Consider the following 15,690-nt stretch of genomic DNA (forward strand, 5'->3'; position numbering starts at 1 on the left):
GAACGTATTCACCGTGGCGTGCTGATCCACGATTACTAGCGATTCCAACTTCATGGGCTCGAGTTGCAGAGCCCAATCCGAACTGAGACGGCTTTTTGAGATTTGCGAAGGGTCGCCCCTTAGCATCCCATTGTCACCGCCATTGTAGCACGTGTGTAGCCCAGCCCGTAAGGGCCATGAGGACTTGACGTCATCCCCACCTTCCTCGCGGCTTATCACCGGCAGTCTCCTTAGAGTGCTCAACTAAATGGTAGCAACTAAGGACGGGGGTTGCGCTCGTTGCGGGACTTAACCCAACATCTCACGACACGAGCTGACGACAGCCATGCAGCACCTGTGTTCCAGGCTCCGAAGAGAAGGTCACATCTCTGCGACCGGTCCTGGACATGTCAAGGGCTGGTAAGGTTCTGCGCGTTGCGTCGAATTAAACCACATGCTCCACCGCTTGTGCGGGCCCCCGTCAATTCCTTTGAGTTTTAATCTTGCGACCGTACTCCCCAGGCGGAATGCTTAAAGCGTTAGCTGCGCCACTAGTGAGTAAACCCACTAACGGCTGGCATTCATCGTTTACGGCGTGGACTACCAGGGTATCTAATCCTGTTTGCTCCCCACGCTTTCGTGCCTCAGCGTCAGTATCGGGCCAGTGAGCCGCCTTCGCCACTGGTGTTCTTGCGAATATCTACGAATTTCACCTCTACACTCGCAGTTCCACTCACCTCTCCCGAACTCAAGATCTTCAGTATCAAAGGCAGTTCTGGAGTTGAGCTCCAGGATTTCACCCCTGACTTAAAGACCCGCCTACGCACCCTTTACGCCCAGTGATTCCGAGCAACGCTAGCCCCCTTCGTATTACCGCGGCTGCTGGCACGAAGTTAGCCGGGGCTTATTCTTGCGGTACCGTCATTATCTTCCCGCACAAAAGAGCTTTACAACCCTAGGGCCTTCATCACTCACGCGGCATGGCTGGATCAGGGTTGCCCCCATTGTCCAATATTCCCCACTGCTGCCTCCCGTAGGAGTTTGGGCCGTGTCTCAGTCCCAATGTGGCTGATCATCCTCTCAGACCAGCTACTGATCGTCGCCTTGGTAGGCCGTTACCCTACCAACTAGCTAATCAGACGCGGGCCGATCTTTCGGCGATAAATCTTTCCCCGTAAGGGCTTATCCGGTATTAGCACAAGTTTCCCTGTGTTGTTCCGAACCAAAAGGTACGTTCCCACGCGTTACTCACCCGTCTGCCGCTGACGTATTGCTACGCCCGCTCGACTTGCATGTGTTAAGCCTGCCGCCAGCGTTCGCTCTGAGCCAGGATCAAACTCTCAAGTTGGACTTGAACTTTGAACCGGCTGATCACAACGTTTGACGAGGTCCCACCATTTTTCATCGACCGAAATCGACGAGCTGCCTGCGATTCACATCGCTGGCAACGATGGTGTTTCCTTTAAAACGTGTACCGCCGAAGTCTTTCGTCCCCTCTCAGAACTCAAAAGCCGAAGCTCTTAAGTATTCCGAGAGGCGCAAGGACTCCGCCGTCCACGTTTCTCTTTCTTCATCTTCACTTGTCAAACAGCCCGGGACCGGAGAGGCCCCAACCTTCCTGAGAGGAAGGGTTCCGACACCCTTACCGACGATGGATGAACTCCAACCGACTGGAGTCGGCTGTTGTGTCACTCAACAAGGTGAGGAGCATCAGTGGCGCGTTCGCTCGCCTTGGTCAGTGACCCGGCGGCGCCGCGCTCAGTGGTTGGGGTTATAGGCCCCACCTTCCGGGCTGTCAACGCCAATCGTCAACAAATCGTCGCACAGTGGATTGTCGAAAAAATTACAACGATTCCAGTCGATTAGCGGAGGCTCTAGCGCGCCAACCGAAGCCGGGTGGCAAAAAATCTCAAAAAAAGTTTGCGCCCCTGGGGGCTCGGGAGGGGCTCCGGAAGCGGCTTCGGGCGCCCTCCCCGGACGGCCCCCAGCGCCCGTCCCTTCAGGAAACTTTTTCCCTATTAGGCGCCGTACTAGAGCCACAATCCCGCGGCGTTCTGATATGAGACTAGCTTGAATCGCGGGGATGCCAGTGGGGGCTGCCGGCGGTTTGCGTGGGGTCAGAGGAGGGCGATCATACGATGAAGCGGCCTTCTTCAGACATTCGAGAGACATCGAGAGATCTTTTTCCGCTTAGCTGTTCGTAATTTCGGCCGGCCCGTGTCATCAGGGCCTTCTGACCGCGGACGCCTGTGCGGCTTGCCGTTTCCTGCGATGCCCCTCCAAGAGGGCGGCCAGGAAAGGGCTCGAAACCAGGCTGGTATGGGCCTCTTGGGTCGTTGATTGGGGGACTTGGGTTGAACCACAGGACGTCACGCGGCGCTTACGGGCGTGAGACCGGGATCATCGATCTCGGCCACGAGCCGCCGCTTTCCGTCGATGGTTCCGAAGCTGCCGTCATCGATCGCCGTCGTGTTTCGGTACAATGGTTCAGCGGGACAATTCTGACCGGACTTTGCGGCGCAGCCCTGATCGGCGGCGCCGTTTTCGCTTCGCTCGACGGCGAGATGACCTTCGCCAAGGTGCCGGAGCGGGTCGAAGGCGCGCTGCGCGGTGCATTTGGCGCAGCTGATCGCGCCGCTACCCTGCACAAGAGCGACCGCCTGCCGCCGCCGAACGAATCCACGGCCTCGCGCAACATCGTGCGCGTCTCCACGGTGGCCCGCGTCGGCAATCGCGACGTGATGCGAGTGCGTCCCTTCGTCCGGATCGCCGGCAATCTGTCGATGACCACGAGCGACCTGTCGGCGAAAATTCCGCCGTTCAACGCCCAGCGCCTTCTCACCGACGTCGGCTCCGATCCGAAGACCGCCGCCGACGATCCCAATAACCCTGAAGCGGTCGAACCCGACGCCGAGGTCTCCTTCGTCACCAAGGACCTGTCGCCGGTGCTGCCGAAGGCCAAGATTTCCGCGGTGGTGGCGCTCGACGACATCCTGATGCGGGTCCGCGATGCCGCCAACTGGCGCGGCAATGGCGGGGTGCGCTACGCCTCGCTCGCCAATGCCACCGCCGACGTTTCCGGCGCGACCGACATGAAGATGGCCTACGCCACCGAAGTGTCGCCGTCCGATCCCTATGCCGGCTTCGAGACCCGCGTGGTGCCGGAAAACGTCACGCTGCTGCCGAAGACCAAGGAGCAGATCACCGGCGGCAATCCGAACGGCGAGCGCGTCCATCTGGTCAAGAAGGGCGACAGCGTCGGCTCCGTCCTGCGCGATCTCGGCGCGACCGCCGACGAGATCAAGGCGATCACCGCAACGCTCGGTCCCCGCGGCCGCGACGGCGGCCTGAAGGAAGGCGAGAAGCTCCGCATCCTGATGGCGCCGGCAAGCCCTGGCGCCCGCCTCCAGCCTTATCGCGTCGTGGTTGCAAACGACACGGTGGTCGAGGCGATCGCAGCTTTGTCCGACCTCGGCAAATACGTCGCGGTCGACGTCTCCAGCATGAACACTGTCGCCGACGCCACGGCCAACGCCAACAGCGACGACGATGACGATGACGACGGCACCGGCGTGCGGCTCTACCAGAGCATCTACGAGACCGCGATGCGCAACAAAGTGCCGATGCCGGTCATCGACGACATGATCAAGATCTACTCCTACGACGTCGATTTCCAGCGCAAGGTGCAGCCGGGCGATTCCTTCGACGTGTTCTATGCCGGCGAAGACGAGGGCGTGACGTCGAGCGAAAAGAACGACGTGCTGTTCGCTTCGCTCACGGTCGGCGGCGAGACCAAGAAATACTACCGCTACCAGAGCCCTGACGACGGCGTGGTCGATTACTACGACGAGAGCGGCAAGAGCGCGAAGAAGTTCCTGGTCAGGAAACCCGTCAACAACGCCATCATGCGCTCCGGCTTCGGCGGCCGCCGCCATCCGATCCTCGGCTACGTGAAGATGCACACCGGCGTCGACTGGGCCACCGCCTACGGCACGCCGATCTTCGCCTCCGGCAACGGCGTGATCGAGAAGGCCGGCCCCGAAGGCGGCTATGGCAAGTACATCCGCATCAAGCACAACAACGGCTACGAGACCGCCTACGGCCACATGTCGGCCTTCGCCAAGGGCATGGAGATCGGCAAGAAGGTGCGGCAGGGCCAGGTGATCGGCTTCGTCGGTTCGACCGGCGCGTCGACCGGACCGCACGTCCATTACGAAATCCTGGTCAACGGCCGCTTCGTCGATCCGCTGCGCGTGAAACTGCCGCGCGGCCGCTCGCTGGAAGGCCCGATGCTCGCCGGCTTCGAGAAGGAGCGCGACCGGCTCGACGGCATGATGAGCGGCCGGGGCGGCGCCATCGCCCGCATCTCGGATGCGACCGGCGGACCGTTGCAGGTCACCAACCGGTAAGCCGGCAACCGGCCGACATCGACCGGACATCTTCATCGACACGGCTGAATGGGACGCTTTCGGAGCGAGCCCGCTTTACGGCGTAACAACGTCAAGTTTCGTTTGCCAAAGCCGCATGAGGGGCGAATACTTTCCAAAAATGGGAGGTCACGCATGAAGAACAGGCTTGCCTGCGCAGCGGTCGTTGCTGCGATCGTCTGCGCCACGAGCGCATCGGCCCAGACAGTACCGGCGACTTGGGAGGTCAAGAAACTCGTCCCCGGTTCGGCGTTCCACGGCGTGCATGGGCTCGGGGTCGACAAGGTCGGCCATCTGTTTGCCGGCAGCGTCGCCGGCGCCATGCTCTACGAGGTGGACATCGCCGGCGGTACCGCCAAGGTTGCAATCCCTGCTCCGATCGGGATGGCCGACGACATCGCATTCGCGCCCGATGGCACCATGGCCTGGACCGGTTTCCTCACCGGCGACCTCTATTCGCGCAAGGGCGATGGCCCGATCAAGAAGCTCGCCTCCGGTCTTCCCGGCATCAATTCGCTCGCCTTCCGCAAGGACGGCAGGCTCTACGCCACGACCGTTTTCCTCGGCGACACGCTCTACGAGATCGACGTCGAGGGCGTCAAACCGCCGCGCCAGATCATGGAGAAGATGGGCGGCCTCAACGGCTTTGAGTTCGGCCCCGACGACAAGCTCTACGGTCCGCTGTGGTTCAAGGGACAGGTCGCCAAGGTCGACGTCGACAAGGCCGAGCTGACCGTGGTCGCCGACGGCTTCAAGGTCCCGGCCGCGGTGAATTTCGATTCCAAGGGCAATCTCTGGGTGGTCGACACCGCGCTCGGCCAGCTGGTGCGGGTCGATCCCAAGTCGGGCGCCAAGGCCATGGTCGCACAGCTGAAGCCGTCGCTGGACAACCTCGCGATCGACGACAAGGACCGCATCTACGTCTCCAACATGGCCGACAACGGCATTCAGGAGGTCGATCCCGCGACCGGCCAGGCCAAACAGATCATCATGGGCAAGCTGGCGCTGCCCGGCGGCATCGGCGTCACCACCGACAACGGCAAGGACACGCTCCACCTCGCCGACGTGTTCGCCTATCGCACCATCGACGGCGCGACCGGCGAGGTCACCGAGAAGGCACGCATGCACGCCGACGGCGTCACCCTCGAATATCCGATGAGCGCGACCGCGAAGGGCAGCGACGTGGTGCTGTCGAGTTGGTTCACCGGCACCGTGCAGGTGATCGACGCCAAGACCAGCGCGACGCGCGACATGCTGCATGGCTTCAAGGCGCCGCATGATGCCATCGTGCTCGAGGACGGCAGCATCCTGGTGGCCGAGCTCGGCACCAAGTCGCTGGTCCGCGTCAGCGGCGAACACGGCAAGGATCGCACCACGCTGATCGGCGGCCTCGAGGGACCGGTCGGGCTGGTCGGTGGATCGGCTGGCGAGGTCTATGTCACCGAAGCCTTCGCCGGGCTCGTGTCCCGGGTCGACAAGAACGGCGAAAAGACTGTGATCGCCAAGGATCTGAAAACACCCGAGGGCATCGCGCGGACGAGCGACGGCAAGCTGGTCGTGGCCGAGGTCGGCGCCCAGCGGCTGATCGAGATCGCGCCCGACGGCAAGCTGACCGAGATCGCGGCCAATCTCCCGATCGGCCTGCCAGGCGCGCCTGGCGGCCTGCCGACCAACATTCCGACAGGGGTGGCCATCGGCGGCTTCGGCGTCATCTACTTCACATCCGACATCGAGAACGCGATCTACAAGGTGGCGAAGAAGTAGCCTCCCGCCGAGGCGGCACCCGGTCGATGGAACCGGCACGCGGCTTCCCCGGTTAAATGGAGGGGAAGCCGACAGCAGGAGGATCACCCATGAGGCGCCTCTCCCGCGACGACATCGTCAAGACCGTGGATCGGGCCGACGACGTCACCATCGCCCGGATCATTGGAACCGGCGCGACCGTCGACGAACTGGCGGAAGCGCAGGCCTGGCTCGCCAATGACGAGCCGATGATCAACGATCTCCGGCCACTCGCCCACGGCCGCGTCCGCGAGCTCGTGGACATCCTCAGCGAAATCGACGAGGACATCGAGGAGGACGGCCCGGGACCTAGCCCTGCGCCAACGGAAAACTAGCTCGCGCGAATCCGCGCGAACAATTCCGACGGCATCATGCCGAACATGTCGCGGAAAGCCGTGCTGAAATGCGCGGAGCTGGAAAAGCCGGCGCCATGTGCCGCCTCGGTCAGCGATTGCCCCTGTGCGACCGCCCGCGCGGCCGCGCCGATCCGGCTCCAGATGCGGTAGCGGCGGAGCGGCACACCCGTGGCTTCCTTGAACAGATGCAAAAAGCGCGAGGACGAAAGCCCGGCCTGGCGGCCGAGTTCGGCAAGCGTGTGCGAACCGCCGGGCTCCTCGCGCATCCGCCTTATGGCATCAGCAATTCTTGCATCCGGCTGCGCGCTTGATCCGATTCCAAGCCTATCGCGGACTGCCTGCCGCGCTTCGTCAGATTCGAGGCGTCGCTCGGCGATGTCGCCAAACAGCGTGACAACCGCTCGCTCGTCGATCATGTCGAACGCGGCCCTCGATCCGACCTCCTTCATGCGCGAACGAAGCGCCTCGATATCGCGTCCGAAGGGATCGACATAGAGGAAGGCCATCCGTCCGGCATCCACGCGCAAATGGTGCAGGCTGTTGGGCATGATCAGCACGCTGCGCGTCTTGCGATAGGACGGTGAGCGTGCCCTCGGATGGTCGGCCACGCCAATCGCCCCGTCGAGCGCAACGGCCAGCACGCCGGTGGCATTGCGGTGGGGCGTCAACCCGAAGGCCGGACCGACATAGAGCACCCGCGCGCCCCAATCGAGCATCCGCGCCTGCATTGGCCCGACCCTGGGCGGCGTGCCGATAGCCAGTTCCTGAAAGCCCGGTGGCGAGGTCATGCCTTACCATAGCGCACCGGCACAACGCTGCCGATGACCCGGGAGATCATGTCGATGGGAAACGTTCTGGCGGATGACGCCCCACAAACCGCCGCGATCCGCGCCGCCGTCGCGCGCTATGCGGCCGCCTGGCAGGCCGGTGACCGCGCCGCGATCGCCGCCTGCTACCACGACCAATTCACGCTGCATTATGCCGGGCATAACCCGCTCGCCGGCACCCACCGCGGCAAGCCGGCCGCGCTTGCCGCTCTGGCCGAGGTCGCACGCCGCGCCAACCGGAAACTTCTTGGCATCGACGAATTGATGGCCGGGCCGCGGCGCGGCGCCATTCTCGCGCGGGAATCGTTCAGCCGGGACGGTCGCACGGCCGAACTGGAACGGCTGCTGGTCTATGCCGTGCGCGACGGCCTGTTGAGCGAATGCTGGGTCTGCGACCGCGATCAGGCGGCGGTGGACGCGTTCTTCGCGGATTGAAAAACGCCCTCCGCGATTCTGGCGCGGAGGGCGTGCATTTTTATCAGTTCAACTTCCGCTTCGACACCGGCGCCTCGAACTGGGCGATCTCCGCGGTTTGCGGTGCCTTGCCGTTGAAGGTCAGCACGTTGCCTTCGGACGAGATCGCGACGTTGTCGCCGTCCCTGACGTCGCCGGCCAGGATCATCTCGGCGAGCGGGTCCTGGAGGTAGCGCTGGATCACACGCTTCAGCGGCCGTGCGCCATAGGCGGGATCCCAGCCCTTGGCGGCGAGCCAGTCGCGGGCTGCAGCATCGAGCGTCAGCACGATCTTGCGATCGGTCAGGAGCTTCTGGAGCCGCGCGAACTGGATCTCGACGATCCGGCCCATCTCGCTCCTCTGCAGGCGATGGAACAGGATGATCTCGTCGACGCGGTTGAGGAATTCGGGGCGGAAATGTCCCCGCACCATTCCCATCACCTGCTCGCGGACGGCCGAGGTGTCTTCGCCCTCGGGTTGATTCACCAGGAACTCGGAACCGAGATTCGAGGTCATGATGATCAGCGTGTTGCGGAAATCGACGGTACGGCCCTGGCCATCGGTCAGGCGGCCGTCGTCGAGCACCTGCAACAGGACGTTGAAGACGTCAGGATGCGCCTTCTCGATCTCGTCGAACAGCACGACCTGGTAGGGCCGGCGCCGCACCGCTTCGGTGAGCGCGCCACCCTCGTCGTAGCCGACATAGCCCGGAGGCGCGCCGATCAGCCGCGAGACCGAATGCTTCTCCATGTACTCGGACATGTCGAGGCGGACCATCGCGGTCTCGTCGTTGAACAGGTACTCCGCCAAGGCTTTGGTCAGCTCGGTCTTGCCGACGCCGGTCGGCCCCAGGAACATGAACGAGCCGGTCGGCCGGTTCGGGTCCTGCAAGCCGGCGCGGGATCGGCGCACGGCGGTTGCGACCGCACGCACGGCCTCGGCCTGGCCGACGACGCGGGTGCCGAGCTGCTCCTCCATCTTCAGGAGCTTTTCCTTCTCGCCTTCCAGCATCTTGTCGACGGGCACGCCGGTCCAGCGCGAGACCACCTGCGCGATGTGATTGGCGGTGACCGCCTCCTCCATCATCTCGCCGGAATTCTCCTTGGCTTCGATGTCGGCAAGCCTCTTCTCGAGCTCCGGGATCCGGCCATAGGCCAGCTCGCCGGCCTTCTGGAATTCGCCGCGACGCTGGGCGTTGGCAAGCTCGACGCGCAAGCTGTCGAGCTCGGCCTTCAGCTTCTGGGCATCGGAGAGCTTGTTCTTCTCCGCGCTCCAGCGCGCCGTCAGCGCCGCAGACTTCTCCTCGAGCTCGGCAAGGTCCTTCTCCAGCGTCTGGAGCCGGGCCTTGGAGCCGACATCGCTTTCCTTCTTCAGCGCCTCCTGCTCGATCTTGAGCCGGATGATCTCGCGATCGAGCGAATCCAGCTCTTCCGGCTTGGAGTCGACCTGCATCTTCAGCCGTGCCGCGGCCTCGTCCATGAGGTCGATCGCCTTGTCCGGCAGGAAGCGGTCGGTGATGTAGCGGTTGGACAGCGTCGTGGCGGCCACGAGCGCGGAATCGGTGATCCGCACGCCATGGTGCTGCTCGTACTTGTCCTTCAGCCCGCGCAGGATCGAGATGGTGTCCTCGACCGAGGGCTCGCTGACGAAGATCGGCTGGAAGCGCCGCGCCAGCGCCGCATCCTTCTCGACGTGCTTCTGGTACTCGTCGAGCGTGGTCGCGCCGATGCAGTGCAGCTCGCCGCGCGCGAGCGCCGGCTTCAGCAGGTTCGATGCGTCCATCGCGCCGTCGCCCTTGCCGGCGCCGATCAGCGTGTGCATCTCGTCGATGAACAGGATGAAGGTGCCCTCGCTCCCGGTCACCTCCTGGAGCACGGCCTTCAGCCGCTCCTCGAACTCGCCACGGTATTTCGCGCCGGCAATCAGCGCACCGAGATCGAGCGAGAGCAGCTTCTTGTCCTTAAGGCTCTCCGGCACGTCGCCATTGACGATGCGCAGCGCAAGGCCTTCGGCGATGGCGGTCTTGCCGACGCCGGGCTCGCCGATCAGGACGGGGTTGTTCTTGGTCCGGCGCGAGAGCACTTGAATCGTGCGGCGGATCTCCTCGTCGCGGCCGATGACCGGGTCGAGCTTGCCGTCGCGCGCCGCCTGGGTCAGGTCGCGGGCATATTTCTTCAGCGCGTCATAGGCGTTCTCGGCGGTCGCCGAATCGGCCGTGCGGCCCTTGCGCAGCGCCTCGATGGCCGCGTTGAGGTTTTGCGGGGTGACACCGCCCTTGCTGAGGATCGCGCCGGCCTCGCTGGTCTTCTCCAGCGTGAGGCCGAGCAGCAGCCGCTCGACGGTGACAAAACTGTCGCCGGCCTTCTCGCCGGCCTTTTCAGCGGCATCGAAGGTGCGGGCCAGTTCGGGCGCCAGATAGATCTGCCCGCCGCCACCGGAGACCTTCGGCACCTTGTTCAGGGCGTCCTCGGTCGCCTTCAGAATTGCGCGGGAATTGCCGCCGGCACGGTCGATCAGACCGGCAGCGAGCCCCTCATTGTCGTCCAGGAGGACTTTCAGGACGTGCAGGGTCGAAAACTGCTGGTGCCCCTCGCGCATCGCAAGCGATTGCGCCGACTGGATGAAGCCCCTGGATCGTTCGGTATATTTCTCGATGTTCATCTTTTCTGTCCCTCGGCCTGCCCATGGAGCCCTCTAAGGCACTCCACACGGCATCTTCATTGGGTTTTCCATTACCGCATTGACGTTTCTCAACCGGTAACGGCCGTTTTTTACCGACGTTGCCGCCGGCCTGAGGCAAATGTGGGAAGCGGCTTGCGGGAGTGAAAGAGGCGAGTTCACAATTTCGTGCGCGGTTTGGCCGGCTTGGCGCCGGGAGGTCGAATCCCCTAAGTAGCGGCATGACAGCCAGCCAGACCGCCGAAATCACCGATCTCTATCGCTATCCAATCAAGGGCCTGACGCCGGAGCGCCTGCCCCGCGTCGCCTTGCGGCGAGGGGAAACCCTGCCCGCCGACCGTCGCTACGCCATCGAGAACGGCCCGAGCGGGTTCGATCCCGAGGCGCCGGCCTGGAAGCCGAAGATCCAGTTTCTGATGCTGGCGCGCAATGAGCGGCTGGCTTCCCTCGACAGCCGGTTCGAGGACGCGACCAACCGCCTGACCATCCGCAAGGACGGCCAAATCGTCGCCAGCGGCGATCTGGAGACCGCCGCCGGGCGCGCCGCCATCGAGCGCTACTTCAGCGAGAACTTTCAGCCCGAGCTGAAGGGCCCGCCCAAGGTTCTGTCAGGCCGCAACCACAGCTTTTCCGACGTCGCCCGCAAGGTCGTGTCCATCATCAATCTCGACAGCGTCCGCGCGATCGAGGCCATGCTCGATGGCACCGCCGTCCACCCCCTGCGCTTCCGCGCCAATCTCTACGTCAAGGGCTGGCCGGCCTGGTCCGAGCTCGACCTCGTCGGCCAGACGCTCGCGATCGGCCAGGCCCGGCTGCAGGTGGTCAAGCGCATCGTCCGTTGCCCGGCCACCAATGTCGATCCGGAGACCGCAAAGCGCGACCTCGAAATCCCGCCGACGCTCTCGCGCCATCTCGGCCACATGGATTGCGGCATCTATGCCGAGGTGATCGCCGGCGGCGAGATCGGCGTGGGGGATGCAGTCGCGGTGGAAGAGCCGAAGCTGGTGTGAGCTTCGTAGGGTGGGCAAAGCGAAGCGTGCCCACCAACTCCGTTAGCGTTGCGAGATGGTGGGCACGGCGCTGTCGCGCCTTTTGCCCACCCTACGCATCCGTCACCTTCAGTTCGGCATCACATACGCATAGATGCGGCCGCGCGAGACCGGGGCCTCGCGGACGCGGTTGCCGTTGTTGCCGGAGATCATGATCGGATTGCCCTGCGCGTCGACGCCGGTGATGATTCCGACGTGGCCGCCCCGGCCCCCGCGCGACATCACCGCGATGGCACCGACCTGCGGGCCGGAGACACGCGTGCCGTAACGCGCGAACGAATTCGTCATGTCCGAGCCGGTGCCATGGTGGCCGGTTTTCTCAAGCACCATGTTCATGAAGCGCGCGCACCACAGGCTGCCGCGCCCGGTCGGGTTGCCGCCGAGATAACGGCGCGCCTCGGACACGAGGCCCGATCCGCCGCCGAAACCGCTGCTCATACCCATGTTGCCGGCGTTGCCAATGTCGCCAGCGCTGCTCTTGTTGACAGCATGGCTCATGTTGGCAGCGCGGCTCACTTTGCCGGCGCGGCGCATGTTTCCGCCGATGCTCATGTCACCGCCGCCCGCGTAGCGCATGTCACCCATGCCGCCGCTGTTGGCGTTCGGATCGTAGCTGGCCTGGGTGTTCATGAATCCGCCGGCCTGCAGCTGCGCCGCGCTGCGCTCGAAGCGCGAGCTGCGGGCCTGGTGCCGATAGTGATGATGTCTGCTGGCGTGATGCACGTAAGCGTGCCGCTCTGCGCTATGACGATGAGGCCGCGCCGAGGCCGGAGAAACAAACGCGGCGACCGCCGCGAAGAAAAGCGCCAGCGCGACAACACAACGCGACAGGCGAGACGCAAACAACTCGAACATTAGTCATCCTTCGTTGACACCCCCACTCCCAGCCGGCCCGTGCGCGGCCGACATCCGCCGGGCCGTAAAGCTTCCGGATGTGGCGAGAACAAGACGCCGCGCGGCGACGGGAATTAACGCTTCGGGTAATTGTTGCGATGATTTTGTGTCGATGCAGGTCTGTTGCCGCCGCATTGCGGACAACAGCATTAACTGCAATTCTCGAAACAACGGCTTGAAGAGAGGGAAACGGTTAATGCCCCACGCCACGACCAGGGACGACGTCCGCATCTATTTCGAAGAGGCGGGCCAGGGATCGCCGATCATTTTTCTGCATGAGTTCGCGGCCGACTACACCAATTGGGAGCCGCAGATGCGCTACTTCTCGCGCGGCCACCGCTGCATCACCTATTCCGCGCGCGGCTACACGCCATCGGACGTGCCTGAGGGCGAGGTCTACACCTACACGCATTTCTACACCGACGCGCTCGCGGTGCTCGATCATCTCAGGATCGATCGCGCGCATCTCGTCGGGCTCTCGATGGGCGCCTATTCATCGCTTCAGGTCGGACTGAACGCGCCGCAGCGTGCACTGTCGATGACGCTCGCCGGCGTCGGCTCCGGCTCAGAGATCGATAATCTCGACGCCTGGCGCGAGCAATGCCGCGCCAACGCCGAGCAGTTCGAGACGCTCGGCTCCGCGGAAGTCGCGAAAGTCACGCGCGAGGCGCCGAGCCGGATTCCGTTCCTGGTCAAGGACCCGCGCGGCCACGCCGATTTCTACGCCGCGCTGGCGCGGCACGATGCCAAGGGATCGGCGCGCACGATGCGCGGCTTCCAGGGCGGCCGCCCCTCGATCTACACCATGACGGACATGATCAGGGGCGTCGCAACGCCGGCGCTGATCATCTGCGGCGACGAGGACGATCCCTGCGTCGGGCCGAGCCTGTTCTTGAAAAAGCATCTGCCGGCCGCGGGCCTTGCGATGTTTCCGAAGTCGGGGCACGTGCTCAACCTCGAGGAGCCCGCGCTGTTCAACGAGACCGTGGAGCGGTTCGTCACGCTGGTGGAAGCGGGAAGATGGCCGGCGCGCGATCCGAGGTCGGTGGCGGCGCATTAAGACGAAGGCGCCGCCAAGTACGCCGCCACGTAGCCGGATGGTTGTCGTTCCGGGGCGCTCGAAGAGCGAACCCGGAACCTCGAGATTCCGGGCTCGCGCTTCGCGCGCCCCGGAATGACGCCTACAGCGTCACTTCCCTCCGCCGCGCGTCAGCAGAAACACGCCCTGCTCGCCGAACATGTTCCACACCCACCAGGGCAGGTTCAGCGGCACTGGGCGGCCATAGAGATCGAGTGCCACCGAGCGTTCCATCTTGACGTTGATCTCGTCGCAAAGCTCGACGAAATCCTTGATGGTGCAGAAGTGGATGTTGGCGGTGTCGTACCAGGTCGCCGGCAGGTTCTCGGTGCGCGGCATGTGACCGCCGATCAGAAGCTGAAGCCGCATCTTCCAGAAGCCGAAGTTCGGGAACGACACGATGGCGCGGCGACCGATGCGCAGCAGATTCTCCAGCACCACACGCGGCTGCCGCGTCGCCTGGAGCGTCTGCGACAGGATCACGTAGTCGAAGGCATCATCGGGATAGTTCACGAGGTCGGTGTCGGCGTCGCCCTGCACCACTGCGAGGCCCTTGGCGACGCAGCGGTTGACGCCCTCGCGCGACAATTCGATGCCGCGGCCATCGATGCCGCGGGTCTCCAGAAGCTGGAGCAGATCGCCGTCGCCGCAGCCGACATCGAGCACCTTCGAGCCCGGCTTGACCATTTCGGCGACGAGCAGATGGTCGGCGCGAAAATGACCTGATCGTTCCGAGTCAAGGCCGCCCAGCGGCAGCACTTCCTGCGCTGACATCCTAACTACCCTTGTGAGCTATTCTTGCCGTTGAGTCCGCGCGCCTTGCCTGCCGATTCCAGGAAGGCGCGGGCGATGTCGAAGAATTCGGGCACGTCGAGCAGGAAGGCGTCATGGCCGCGATCGGTCTCGATCTCGGCAAACGACACCCGCGCGCTCGACGCATTCAGCGCATGCACCAGCGCGCGCGATTCCGAGGTCGGAAACAGCCAGTCGCTGGTGAAGGAGACCACGCAGAAGCGCGTCTTGATGCCGGTGAACGCCTTCGCCAGCACGCCGCCATGGTCGCCGGCGATGTCGAAATAGTCCATCGCGCGCGTCAGATAGAGATAGGAGTTGGCATCGAAGCGCTCGACAAAGGACGAGCCCTGGTAGCGCAGATAGGACTCGACCTGGAAGTCGGCGTCGAACGAGAAGGTCGGCAGTTCGCGATCCTGCATGCGCCGGCCGAACTTGCGATGCAGTGCGGCGTCGGAGAGATAGGTGATGTGCGCAGCCATCCGTGCAACCGCAAGGCCACGATGCGGATGGATGCCATGATCGGCATAGCCGCCATTGTGCCAGTCGGGATCGGCCATCACAGCCTGGCGGCCGAGCTCGTGGAAAGCGATGTTCTGCGCCGAGTGCCGCGTCGAGCAGGCAATCGCCAGCGCGGAATACACGCGCTTGGGGTAGGCCGCCGTCCATTGCAGCACTTGCATGCCGCCCATCGAGCCGCCGACCACCGCGAACAGCGTGTCGATGCCCAGCCGGTCGATCAGCATAGCCTGCGCGCGAACCATGTCGGGGATGGTGATGACCGGGAAATCCAGGCCCCACACCTTTCCGGTCGCGGGATTGATCGAGGCCGGCCCGGTCGAGCCCATGCAGCCACCGATGACATTGGCGCAGATGATGAAGTATTGGCTCGGATCGAGCGGACGGCCCGCACCGACCAATGTTTCCCACCAACCGGGCTTGCCGGTGACGGGGTGCACATTGGCGACATGCTGGTCGCCGGTCAGCGCATGGCAGATCAGGATCGCGTTGGAGCGGTCCGCGTTGAGCTCGCCATAGGTCTGGTAGGCGATCCGGAACGGCGAAAGATCGACCCCGCAGTCGAGCGACAACGGCTGATCGGCGCCGAAATGCGCGACGAGCGAACTCGGATGATCCACCTCATGCGACCGTTCATCGGCACTGATCGCGGGACTGGGAATCGACGTGACGCCAACCATCTCTGACCATCGACCTCGTTTGCGATCGGACTTCCGATCGCGACTGACATCAGGCCATAAAAAACCCGGCCTGAACGATAGGTTCGGCCGGGATCGAAAGCGTCCCCGGCCTGTTTAGCGAGTTTTTTAACGTGGCTGCAAGCCGGCCGGCTCAAATGACCACGGAACAGGCAA

At 63.8% G+C, this 15,690-nt stretch carries 11 protein-coding genes, 1 rRNA gene and 1 riboswitch (1 of these 13 only partly in view); of the genes, 6 read left to right on the forward strand and 6 right to left on the reverse strand.

What is annotated here, in order from left to right; all coding sequences use genetic code 11:
* A 16S ribosomal RNA gene (locus A3M7_RS0112670) occupies window positions 1-1,327 on the reverse strand (it extends 162 nt beyond the left edge of the window).
* Between the two features lie 1,006 nt (window positions 1,328-2,333).
* On the opposite strand from A3M7_RS0112670, the gene A3M7_RS0112675 reads away from it, so the two are divergent.
* The 3 genes from A3M7_RS0112675 (at window position 2,334) to A3M7_RS0112685 (ending at window position 6,523) form a co-directional block, all read left to right on the forward strand.
* Window positions 2,334-4,388 carry a M23 family metallopeptidase gene (locus A3M7_RS0112675; protein WP_025575852.1) on the forward strand — a complete coding sequence of 685 codons (2,055 nt, stop codon included), beginning with the start codon at window positions 2,334-2,336 and terminating at the stop codon, window positions 4,386-4,388.
* A gap of 153 nt (window positions 4,389-4,541) precedes the next feature.
* The gene (locus A3M7_RS0112680) at window positions 4,542-6,170 is read left to right on the forward strand and encodes a hypothetical protein (protein ID WP_027544290.1); all 1,629 of its coding nucleotides are present in this window, start codon (window positions 4,542-4,544) and stop codon (window positions 6,168-6,170) included.
* Between the two features lie 89 nt (window positions 6,171-6,259).
* Window positions 6,260-6,523, forward strand: a complete 264-nt coding sequence (locus A3M7_RS0112685) for a hypothetical protein (protein WP_027544291.1) — start codon at window positions 6,260-6,262, stop codon at window positions 6,521-6,523.
* Here the strand turns inward: A3M7_RS0112685 and A3M7_RS43975 are convergent.
* Complete coding sequence (locus A3M7_RS43975; protein WP_084302086.1) at window positions 6,520-7,332, reverse strand: AraC family transcriptional regulator; 813 nt, start codon at window positions 7,330-7,332, stop codon at window positions 6,520-6,522. The genes A3M7_RS0112685 and A3M7_RS43975 overlap by 4 nt on opposite strands.
* A 33-nt stretch (window positions 7,333-7,365) precedes the next feature.
* Here A3M7_RS43975 and A3M7_RS0112695 point away from each other — a divergent pair, with 33 nt between their 5' ends.
* Window positions 7,366-7,806: a nuclear transport factor 2 family protein gene (locus A3M7_RS0112695; protein WP_245284225.1), complete on the forward strand. Its 441-nt coding sequence runs from the start codon at window positions 7,366-7,368 to the stop codon at window positions 7,804-7,806.
* Between the two features lie 43 nt (window positions 7,807-7,849).
* Here A3M7_RS0112695 and clpB read toward each other — a convergent pair whose 3' ends face one another.
* A complete protein-coding gene (gene clpB / locus A3M7_RS0112700; RefSeq protein ID WP_027544293.1) occupies window positions 7,850-10,486 on the reverse strand; it encodes an ATP-dependent chaperone ClpB in 2,637 nt (878 codons plus the stop codon).
* A gap of 239 nt (window positions 10,487-10,725) precedes the next feature.
* On the opposite strand from clpB, the gene A3M7_RS0112705 reads away from it, so the two are divergent.
* A complete protein-coding gene (locus A3M7_RS0112705; RefSeq protein ID WP_027544294.1) occupies window positions 10,726-11,514 on the forward strand; it encodes an MOSC domain-containing protein in 789 nt (262 codons plus the stop codon).
* A 108-nt stretch (window positions 11,515-11,622) separates the two neighbouring features.
* On the opposite strand, the gene A3M7_RS0112710 is transcribed toward A3M7_RS0112705, so the two are convergent.
* On the reverse strand, window positions 11,623-12,408 hold the full coding sequence (locus A3M7_RS0112710; RefSeq protein WP_027544295.1) for a TIGR02594 family protein: 786 nt from the start codon (window positions 12,406-12,408) through the stop codon (window positions 11,623-11,625).
* A 235-nt stretch (window positions 12,409-12,643) separates the two neighbouring features.
* Between A3M7_RS0112710 and A3M7_RS0112715 the strand changes: the two genes are divergently transcribed.
* Window positions 12,644-13,507: an alpha/beta fold hydrolase gene (locus A3M7_RS0112715; RefSeq protein WP_027544296.1), complete on the forward strand. Its 864-nt coding sequence runs from the start codon at window positions 12,644-12,646 to the stop codon at window positions 13,505-13,507.
* Window positions 13,508-13,636: 129 nt separating this feature from the next.
* Here A3M7_RS0112715 and metW read toward each other — a convergent pair whose 3' ends face one another.
* Together metW and A3M7_RS0112725 are read right to left on the reverse strand one after the other, a co-directional pair.
* A complete protein-coding gene (gene metW, locus A3M7_RS0112720; protein WP_025575849.1) occupies window positions 13,637-14,299 on the reverse strand; it encodes a methionine biosynthesis protein MetW in 663 nt (220 codons plus the stop codon).
* Window positions 14,300-14,304: 5 nt separating this feature from the next.
* A complete protein-coding gene (locus A3M7_RS0112725; RefSeq protein ID WP_027544297.1) occupies window positions 14,305-15,516 on the reverse strand; it encodes a homoserine O-acetyltransferase in 1,212 nt (403 codons plus the stop codon).
* Between the two features lie 93 nt (window positions 15,517-15,609).
* Window positions 15,610-15,689, reverse strand: a riboswitch (SAM riboswitch).
* Window position 15,690: the final 1 nt, after the last annotated feature.

Origin of the sequence: Bradyrhizobium sp. WSM2254, from assembly GCF_000472645.1 — a bacterium.
In the GTDB taxonomy this organism is placed as follows: Bacteria; Pseudomonadota; Alphaproteobacteria; order Rhizobiales; family Xanthobacteraceae; genus Bradyrhizobium; species Bradyrhizobium niftali.

Coding starts and splice junctions, on each gene's coding strand:
- A3M7_RS0112685 (WP_027544291.1), top strand. CDS start 6,260: ATGAGGCGCCTCTCCCGCGACGACATCGTCAAGACCGTGGATCGGGCC.
- A3M7_RS0112725 (WP_027544297.1), bottom strand. CDS start 15,516: ATGGTTGGCGTCACGTCGATTCCCAGTCCCGCGATCAGTGCCGATGAA.
- metW (WP_025575849.1), bottom strand. CDS start 14,299: ATGTCAGCGCAGGAAGTGCTGCCGCTGGGCGGCCTTGACTCGGAACGA.
- clpB (WP_027544293.1), bottom strand. CDS start 10,486: ATGAACATCGAGAAATATACCGAACGATCCAGGGGCTTCATCCAGTCG.
- A3M7_RS0112680 (WP_027544290.1), top strand. CDS start 4,542: ATGAAGAACAGGCTTGCCTGCGCAGCGGTCGTTGCTGCGATCGTCTGC.
- A3M7_RS0112695 (WP_245284225.1), top strand. CDS start 7,366: ATGACCCGGGAGATCATGTCGATGGGAAACGTTCTGGCGGATGACGCC.
- A3M7_RS0112715 (WP_027544296.1), top strand. CDS start 12,644: ATGCCCCACGCCACGACCAGGGACGACGTCCGCATCTATTTCGAAGAG.
- A3M7_RS0112710 (WP_027544295.1), bottom strand. CDS start 12,408: ATGTTCGAGTTGTTTGCGTCTCGCCTGTCGCGTTGTGTTGTCGCGCTG.
- A3M7_RS0112705 (WP_027544294.1), top strand. CDS start 10,726: ATGACAGCCAGCCAGACCGCCGAAATCACCGATCTCTATCGCTATCCA.
- A3M7_RS43975 (WP_084302086.1), bottom strand. CDS start 7,332: ATGACCTCGCCACCGGGCTTTCAGGAACTGGCTATCGGCACGCCGCCC.